Here is a 7,566-nt window from a genome sequence, read left to right on the forward strand (position 1 = left end):
CAACCCCGTGGACAGCCTGCGCGGGCCGCTCTGAGCGGCCTCAGAGGTCGGTGCGCAGGCGCCAGATCTCGGGGAACAGCACCACGTCGAGCATCTTGCGCAGGTAGCTCACGCCGCCGGTGCCGCCGGTGCCGCGCTTGAAGCCGATCACGCGTTCCACCGTGGTGACGTGGCGGAAGCGCCAGAGCCGGAAGGTGTCCTCCAGGTCGGTGAGCTCTTCGCCGAGCTGGTACAGGTCCCAGTGGGCCTTGGGGTCGCGGTAGACGATCAGCCAGGCCTGTTCCACGGCGTCGCTGGCCTCGTAGGGCTGGGTCCAGTCGCGCTGCAGGTGGCTTTGCGGCACTGGCAGGCCGCGCCGCGCGAGCAGGCGCAGGCATTCGTCGTAGAGCGAGGGCGCTTCGTAGGCGGCGCGCACCGTCGCCAGTCGCTGCGGGTGGTGGGCGTGGGGCTGCAGCATGGCGGCGTTCTTGTTGCCCATGGCGAACTCGATGCAGCGGTACTGGTGGCTCTGGAAGCCGCTGGAGCGCGCCAGGTAGGGCCGCAGCGCGCTGTACTCGGGCGGCGTCATGGTGGCCAGCACGTCCCAGGCGTGCACCAGCTGTTCCATGATGCGGCTGACGCGCGCGAGCATCTTGAAGGCCGGCGGCAGTTCGTCGCGCGCGATGTGGGCGATGGCCGCGTGCAGCTCGTGCAGCATGAGCTTCATCCACAGCTCGCTGGTCTGGTGCTGCACGATGAAGAGCATCTCGTCGTGCGCGGGCGACAGCGGCTTCTGCGCGTTGAGCACGGCGTCGAGCTGCAGGTAGTCGCCGTAGCTCATGTCGTGGCTGAAGTCGAGCTGGGCGCGCTCCTCGCGCACCACGTCCTCGGGGCGTTGGGTGCTGTCGTTCATGGGGTCGTGCGGGCAAGGCATTCAGGTCACCGCGTGCTGGCGATTGAACTCGGGCCGCTGCCACTCGCCGCTTTCCAGCACCTGGCGCAGGTGTTCGACGGCGTTCCACACGTCCTCGAAGCCCAGGTACAGCGGCGTGAAGCCGAAGCGCAGGATGTCGGGGTGGCCCGCGCCGTCGCCCGCGCGGTAGTCGCCGATCACGCCGCGCGCGATCAGGGCCTGGACGATGGCGTAGGCGCCTTCGCCACCGGCGCCGGGCCGCCCCAAGCCGGTGGGCGCCCCCTCGGGGGGCAGCGACCCGTGAAGCGGTGGAGCGTGGGGGCTCACGGTGATCGAGAGGCAGACCTGCGAGCCGCGCCGCGCGTGCTCGCGCGGCGTGACCAGCGACAGGCCGTGGCCCGCGCAGCGTTCTTCCACCAGCGCGATGAACAGGTCGGTGAGCGCCAGCGACTTGCGCCGCAGCGCCGCCATGCCGCCCAGGGGTTCGGCCGCCAGCACGGTGGCCACGCCGCACTCGAGGGCGGCCAGGCTGATCATGGGCTGGGTGCCGCACTGGTAGCGCACGATGCCGGGCGCCGGCTGGTAGTCGGGCGTGAAGGCGAAGGGCTTGTCGTGGCCCCACCAGCCGGCCAGCGGCTGCCAGCAGCGCTCGGCGTGCTTGGGGTTCACCCAGACGAAGGCCGGTGCACCGGGGCCGCCGTTGAGGTACTTGTAGCCGCAGCCCACGGCGAAGTCGGCGTCGGCGCCGGTCAGGTCCACGGGCACCGCGCCGGCGCTGTGCGCCAGGTCCCAGACCACCAGGGCGCCGGCGGCGTGCGCGGCCTGGGTGATGGCGGCCATGTCGTGCATGGCGCCGGTGCGGTAGTTCACGTGCGTGAGCATCAGGATCGCCAGCCTGTCGTCCTTCAGGGCCTCGGCGATTTCTTGCGGCTCCACCAGCACCAGCTCCCAGCCTTTGTCCTTGCACAGGGCCTCGGCGATGTAGAGGTCGGTGGGGAAGTTGCTGCGTTCACTGACGATGCGCCAGCGGCCGGGGCGGGTCTCGGCGCTGATGCGCAGCGCGGCGCTGAGCGCCTTGAACAGGTTGACGCTGGTGCTGTCGGTGGCGATGGTGGTGCCCGGCGCGGCGCCGATCAGGCGCGCGATCTGGTCGCCCACCTTGCGCGGCATCTCGAACCAGCCGGCGCTGTTCCAGCTGCGGATCAGGTCGCGGCCCCATTCGGTGGTGACCACCTCGGCCACGCGCGCGGGCGCCGAGCGCGGCATGGCGCCGAGCGAGTTGCCGTCGAGGTAGATCGTGTCCGCGGGGATGTCGAAGAGATCGCGCAGCGCGCGCAGCGGGTCGTTCGCGTCGAGCGCGCGGCAGTCTTGTCGGGTGGTGGTCATGGTGGTGGAAAGGCCTTCGGGGGCTCGGGCCGGACGGATCGGGGTCAGAGCGATCGCAGCACCGCGCGCACGGGGGAGGCGTCGGCGGTGCTGAGCTTCAGGGGCAGGGCAATGAGTTCGTAGTCGCCTTCGGGCACGCCGTCGAGCAGCAGGTTTTCCAGCACGCGCAGGCCGCGGCGGCGGATCACCTGGTGGCTGTCCAGCGTCTTGCTGCTCGCCGGGTCGATGCTGGCGCTGTCGATGCCGATGAGCACCACGCCGAGGCCGGCGAGTTGCTCCACGGTCTCGGGCGCGAAGGCGGGCAGGTCCTGGTCGAAGGCGTCCTGCGGCATGCGGGCATAGGCGCGCACGAGCACGCGCGGCGGCGGGTCCGTCAGCGCGTGCGCGAGGTGTTCGGGCCGGATCAGCGGGCCGGCACCGATCGCGTGGATCACGCGGCAGGGGCCGATGAAGGCGTCCAGCGGCACCTCGCCGATGGGCGCGCCGTGCGGGTCGTAGTGCAGCGGTGCGTCGGCGTGCGCGCCCACGTGGGGGGAAAGCGTGATCGCGCTGACGTTCACCGGGCAGCCGGGGCCGATGCGGGCGACCCACTGCTGCGCGTACGCGGTGTCACCGGGAAACACCGGTGCGCCCGCGTGAACAGGAGGGGAAATGTCCCAGAGCGTTTTCATGGCGCGGCGAAGGTAGCACCGCAAAAATACCCGTGGTGTCGGTTATTGCCAACAGCTGACGGAAAACTTCAGGTCTGAAGTTTCGGGGCGGTGTTCACGCCGCGCCGTCGAGTGGCGGCAACTGGTGCCGGGCGCGGGCGCGGGTGCAGGCCTCGCTGCCTTCCTCGAACTCGCGGCAGGGCGAGGGCCGCCATTCGTAGATGCCGCAGCTGGCTTTCTGGCCCACCCGGCCGGTCAGCGCCGCGCAGCGCGGCGGCGAATGGTCGGTGCCGCGCAGGCGCATGGTGCTGGCGGTGAGCTCCACCGCCAGGCCGCTGGGCACGCTGCCGCCCATGTCCTCCATCTCGTGGACCGAGAAGTCCACGCGAAAGCACGCGCAGCAGGCGCCGCAAGATACGCAGTGGGACATACCGGTGTTTGTCGGGCGAAGTGACTGGGTCCAGGGCATCGCGGAACCGGTTTTGCCGGGCCGCAGATGCCGCCCCCTGGAGGGGGTCGCGCGAAGCGCGGCGGGGGTGGTTCAGTTCCTGCGGCCCAGCAGCAGGTACTCCATCAGGGCCTTCTGCGCGTGCATGCGGTTCTCGGCCTCGTCCCAGACCACGCTCTGCGGGCCGTCGATCACCTCGGCGGCGACCTCCTCGCCGCGGTGCGCGGGCAGGCAGTGCATGAAGAGCGCGTCGGGCTTGGCGAGCTTCATCATGGCCTCGTCCACGCACCACTGGGCGAAGGCCTGGCGGCGTACCTCGTTCTCGGCCTCGAAGCCCATGCTGGTCCAGACGTCGGTGGTCACCAGGTCGGCGCCGCGGCAGGCCTCGCGCGGGTCCTTGAACACCTTGTAGCAGCCGCGGTTGCTGATGCCGGCGAGCACAGGGTCGACCTCGTAGCCGCCGGGCGTGCTCACGTGCACGGTGAAGCCCAGCAGCTCGGCCGCCTGCAGCCAGGTGTTGGCCATGTTGTTGCCGTCGCCCACCCAGGCCACCACCTTGCCGCGGATCGCGTCCAGGGGCTTGCCGCTCGGCGCGGGGCGGTACTCCACCAGGGTGAACAGGTCGGCCAGGATCTGGCAGGGGTGGAACTCGTTGGTCAGGCCGTTGATGACCGGCACGCGCGAATGCGCGGCGAAGCGCTCGATCTTGGCCTGCTCGAAGGTGCGGATCATCACCAGGTCGACCATGCGGCTGATGACGCGCGCGCTGTCCTCGATGGGCTCGGCGCGGCCGAGCTGGCTGTCGCCGGTGGTCAGGTGCACCACCGAGCCGCCCATCTGGTACATGCCGGCCTCGAAGCTCACGCGCGTGCGCGTGCTCGCCTTCTCGAAGATCAGGGCCAGGGTGCGGTCGGGGTCAGCGAAGGGCTGGTACTTCTCGACCGCCTTGAACTTGCGCTTGATGAAGGCCGCGCGCTCGAAAAGGTGCGCGTATTCCTCGGCGCCCAGGTCCTTGAACTGCAGGTAGTGGCGGATGGTGGTCGACATGGGCGCGCTCACTCCGCCAGGAAGGCCTTGACCAGCGGCACCAGGATGGCGGCGATTTCATCGGCCTCGGCCGTGCTGAGGATCAGCGGCGGCACCAGTCGGATCACGCTGTCGGCCGTCACCGACAGCAGCAGGCCGGCGTCGGCCGCGCGCTGCAGGATGGCGCCGCAGGGCTTGGCCAGCTCGATGCCCAGCATCAGGCCCTGGCCGCGGATGTCCTTCACGCCGGCCTCGCCGGCCAGGCCCTTTTCCAGGGCGGCGCGCAGGTGCGCGCCCACGCGCTCCGCGTTGGCCAGCAGGCCTTCCTCTTCCATGATGCGGATGGTCTCGACGCCCGCGCGCATGGACAGGGGGTTGCCGCCGAAGGTGGTGCCGTGGTTGCCCGGCTGGAAGATGTTGGCCGCCTTCGGGCCGGCCACGACGGCGCCGATGGTCACGCCCGAGCCCAGGCCCTTGGCCAGGGGCATCACGTCGGGCACGATGCCGGCCCACTGGTGGGCGAACCACTTGCCGGTGCGGCCCATGCCGCACTGCACCTCGTCGATCATGAGCAGCCAGTCGCGCTCGTCGCACAGGGCGCGCACATCCTTCAGGTACTGGGCGCGCATCGGGTTGATGCCGCCTTCGCCCTGGATGGTCTCGAAGAACACGGCGACCACGTTGGGGTTGTTCGCGGTGGCCTTCTTCAGCGCCTCGATGTCGTTCGCGGGCACGCGCACAAAGCCTTCGACCAGCGGGCCGAAGCCGGCCTGCACCTTGGGGTTGCCGGTGGCCGACAGCGTGGCGATGGAGCGGCCGTGGAAGGCCTTCTCGTAGACCACGATCTCGGGGCGCTCGATGCCCTTGTCGTGGCCGTACTTGCGCGCCAGCTTGAGCGCGGCCTCGTTGGCTTCCAGGCCGGTGCTGCAGAAGAACACGTTGGTGAGGCCGGAGCGCTCCACCAGCATCTGCGCCAGGCGTTCCTGGTCGGGCACGTGGTAGTAGTTGCTGCTGTGGATCAGCTTGGCGATCTGGTCCTGCAGCGCGGGCACCAGCTTGGGGTGGGCGTGCCCCAGGGTGTTGACGGCGATGCCGGCGAGTCCGTCGAGGTATTCCTTGCCGTTCGTGTCCCACACGCGGCAGCCTCGGCCGTGCGACAGCGCGATCGGCAGGCGGCCGTAGGTGTTCATCACGTGGGGCGAGGCGACGGGTTTCAGCGCGGCGTTCATGCGGGGACTCTCCGAGGGCGGGCCAGAAAAAAGAAATCGGCTCAACGCCTGCGGGGCAGGAGGGGAGCCGTTGAAGCGCGATTGTAGGCACACGTTTTGCACGGGATCGATGACGCCTGGGCATCGGTGCCATGCCCTGCCGGGGGTCGCCGGGGTGCCACAAGTCTTATATAAGATATAATTCTTGGCTGCCCTCCCGGCCGGCGATCCCGGTCGCCGCGAAGGCCCGATTCCCGCACGAGCCCTCCATCCGAGGCGTACCCTCCACCCGATGGCAGCACCCACGCCCAAGCAAGTGTTCATCCAGGGCATCACCCGCGATGGACGCACCTTTCGCCCGAGCGATTGGGCCGAACGCCTCGCCGGCGTCATGAGCGGCTTTCGCCCCGGCGGCGTGCAACCGGGCAGCCACCTGAGCTATTCCCCCTGGTGTGTGCCCACCGTCGTCAACGGCATCAAGTGCGTGGTGGTGAATGGCGAACTGCGCGAGGCCGAGCCCATGGCCTGGGATTTCTGCCTCAACTTCGCGCGCGACAACGACCTGCAGGTGGCCGAGGCCTGCCTGCTCCCCGAGCCCCCACCCAAGGCCTGACAACGAGCGGGCAACAAAAAAGCCGTCTGACGACGGCTTTTTTGCTTTGCTGGCAGCGCACCCGATTCAAACGGCAGGCCCCGAGGGGCCCGGGCGGCTGGTGGTGAGGCTCAGGCCGCGGCGGCCAGGCCCTTGACCTTCGCGGACAGGCGGCTCTTGTCGCGAGCGGCCTTGTTCTTGTGGAAGATACCCTTGTCGGCGATGGTGTCGACAACGGCCTGCATCTTGGCGAACAGCTCGGTGGCCTTGGCCTTGTCGCCGGCGACGACGGCCTTCTCGACGTTCTTCACCGCGGTGCGGTACTTCGAGCGCAGCGAGCTGTTGGCGGCGTTGAGCTTGACGTCCTGGCGCGCGCGCTTGCGGCCCGACGCCAGGCGGGGGTTCTTTTTCTTCGGCTTGGTGGCCATGGTGTATTCCTTAGGTGTTTGTGGATGTTGCCAGCAAAGCCCGCGATTATAGCCCGGTGCCCCTGGCCGTCCCAGACACACCCGTCGGCTGCCGGTTAGGGGCCGCTTACACTCTGCGCCGTGTCGCTGTTCAAGTCCGCCTCCCTCGTCTCCCTGCTGACCCTGGCCTCGCGCATCACAGGCCTGGTGCGCGAGCTGCTCATGGCGGCCACCTTTGGCGCCAGCGCCATGACGGACGCCTTCAACGTGGCCTTCCGCATCCCCAACCTGCTGCGGCGGCTGTTCGCCGAGGGCGCTTTCAGCCAGGCCTTCGTGCCGGTGCTGGCCGGCACCCGCGCCCAGGAGGGCGACGAGGCCACCCGCCGCCTGGTCGACCAGATCGCCACCGTGCTGGCCTGGGTGCTGCTGGCCACCTGCGTGCTGGGCGTGCTGGCCGCGCCGGTGCTGGTCTACGCCATGGCGGCCGGGCTCAAGCAGTCGCCCGAGGGCTTCGACGCCGCCGTGGTCATGACGCGCTGGATGTTCCCCTACATCGGCTTCATGTCCTTCGTGGCGCTGGCGGCCGGCATCCTGAACACCTGGAAGCGCTTTGCGGTGCCAGCGGCCACGCCGGTGCTGCTCAACCTGGCCATGATCGCCGCCGCCTGGTTCGGCGCCCCCTGGTTCGAGCGCCTGGGCCTGCCGCCCATCTACGCCATGGCCGGCGGCGTGCTGCTGGGCGGAGCGCTGCAGCTGGGCGCGCAGGTGCCCGCGCTGCACCGCCTGGGCCTGTGGCCGCGGGTGGGGCTGGGCTGGGGCGCGGTCAAGGCCGCCTGGAACCACCCGGGCACGCGCCGGGTGCTCACGCTCATGCTGCCGGCGCTGCTGGGCGTGAGCGTGGCCCAGCTGTCGCTGCTGATCAACACCCAGATCGCCTCGCACCTGGCCGTGGGCAGC

At 69.8% G+C, this 7,566-nt stretch carries 9 protein-coding genes; 2 read left to right on the forward strand and 7 right to left on the reverse strand.

The genetic code is table 11. The features are described 5' to 3' along the window. Positions 1–40 precede the first annotated feature (40 nt). The 6 genes from kynA to BGO22_RS01435 all read right to left on the reverse strand — a co-directional run bounded on the left by kynA (position 41) and on the right by BGO22_RS01435 (position 5,631). Entirely contained in the window at positions 41–892 is an 852-nt protein-coding gene (kynA, locus tag BGO22_RS01410) for a tryptophan 2,3-dioxygenase (protein WP_175442782.1), read from the reverse strand. Between the two features lie 21 nt (positions 893–913). Further along, a complete protein-coding gene (gene kynU, locus BGO22_RS01415; RefSeq protein ID WP_070397569.1) occupies positions 914–2,278 on the reverse strand; it encodes a kynureninase in 1,365 nt (454 codons plus the stop codon). Positions 2,279–2,322: 44 nt separating this feature from the next. Beyond that, the gene (gene kynB / locus BGO22_RS01420) at positions 2,323–2,949 is read right to left on the reverse strand and encodes an arylformamidase (RefSeq protein ID WP_070397570.1); all 627 of its coding nucleotides are present in this window, start codon (positions 2,947–2,949) and stop codon (positions 2,323–2,325) included. 94 nt (positions 2,950–3,043) lie between these two features. Further along, a complete protein-coding gene (locus BGO22_RS01425; protein ID WP_070397571.1) occupies positions 3,044–3,358 on the reverse strand; it encodes a YkgJ family cysteine cluster protein in 315 nt (104 codons plus the stop codon). Between the two features lie 111 nt (positions 3,359–3,469). After that, entirely contained in the window at positions 3,470–4,423 is a 954-nt protein-coding gene (gene argF / locus BGO22_RS01430; RefSeq protein WP_070397572.1) for an ornithine carbamoyltransferase, read from the reverse strand. An 8-nt stretch (positions 4,424–4,431) separates the two neighbouring features. Next, a complete protein-coding gene (locus BGO22_RS01435; protein WP_070397573.1) occupies positions 4,432–5,631 on the reverse strand; it encodes an aspartate aminotransferase family protein in 1,200 nt (399 codons plus the stop codon). A 271-nt stretch (positions 5,632–5,902) separates the two neighbouring features. Between BGO22_RS01435 and BGO22_RS01440 the strand changes: the two genes are divergently transcribed. After that, complete coding sequence (locus tag BGO22_RS01440) at positions 5,903–6,223, forward strand: DUF3579 domain-containing protein (RefSeq protein WP_070397574.1); 321 nt, start codon at positions 5,903–5,905, stop codon at positions 6,221–6,223. Positions 6,224–6,333: 110 nt separating this feature from the next. On the opposite strand, the gene rpsT is transcribed toward BGO22_RS01440, so the two are convergent. After that, the gene (rpsT, locus tag BGO22_RS01445) at positions 6,334–6,630 is read right to left on the reverse strand and encodes a 30S ribosomal protein S20 (RefSeq protein WP_070397575.1); all 297 of its coding nucleotides are present in this window, start codon (positions 6,628–6,630) and stop codon (positions 6,334–6,336) included. 120 nt (positions 6,631–6,750) lie between these two features. Here rpsT and murJ point away from each other — a divergent pair. Further along, positions 6,751–7,566, forward strand: an 816-nt coding sequence (gene murJ, locus BGO22_RS01450; protein WP_286848459.1) for a murein biosynthesis integral membrane protein MurJ, incomplete at its 3' end; no start/stop codon positions are given.

It is taken from the genome of Hydrogenophaga sp. 70-12, assembly GCF_001897365.1.
Lineage (GTDB): Bacteria > Pseudomonadota > Gammaproteobacteria > Burkholderiales > Burkholderiaceae_C > Hydrogenophaga > Hydrogenophaga borbori.

Excerpts from the sequence above, each read along its gene's own strand:
- argF (WP_070397572.1), bottom strand. The coding sequence starts at position 4,423 with ATGTCGACCACCATCCGCCACTACCTGCAGTTCAAGGACCTGGGCGCC.
- kynA (WP_175442782.1), bottom strand. The coding sequence starts at position 892 with ATGAACGACAGCACCCAACGCCCCGAGGACGTGGTGCGCGAGGAGCGC.
- rpsT (WP_070397575.1), bottom strand. The coding sequence starts at position 6,630 with ATGGCCACCAAGCCGAAGAAAAAGAACCCCCGCCTGGCGTCGGGCCGC.
- kynB (WP_070397570.1), bottom strand. The coding sequence starts at position 2,949 with ATGAAAACGCTCTGGGACATTTCCCCTCCTGTTCACGCGGGCGCACCG.
- BGO22_RS01440 (WP_070397574.1), top strand. The coding sequence starts at position 5,903 with ATGGCAGCACCCACGCCCAAGCAAGTGTTCATCCAGGGCATCACCCGC.
- BGO22_RS01435 (WP_070397573.1), bottom strand. The coding sequence starts at position 5,631 with ATGAACGCCGCGCTGAAACCCGTCGCCTCGCCCCACGTGATGAACACC.
- BGO22_RS01425 (WP_070397571.1), bottom strand. The coding sequence starts at position 3,358 with ATGTCCCACTGCGTATCTTGCGGCGCCTGCTGCGCGTGCTTTCGCGTG.
- kynU (WP_070397569.1), bottom strand. The coding sequence starts at position 2,278 with ATGACCACCACCCGACAAGACTGCCGCGCGCTCGACGCGAACGACCCG.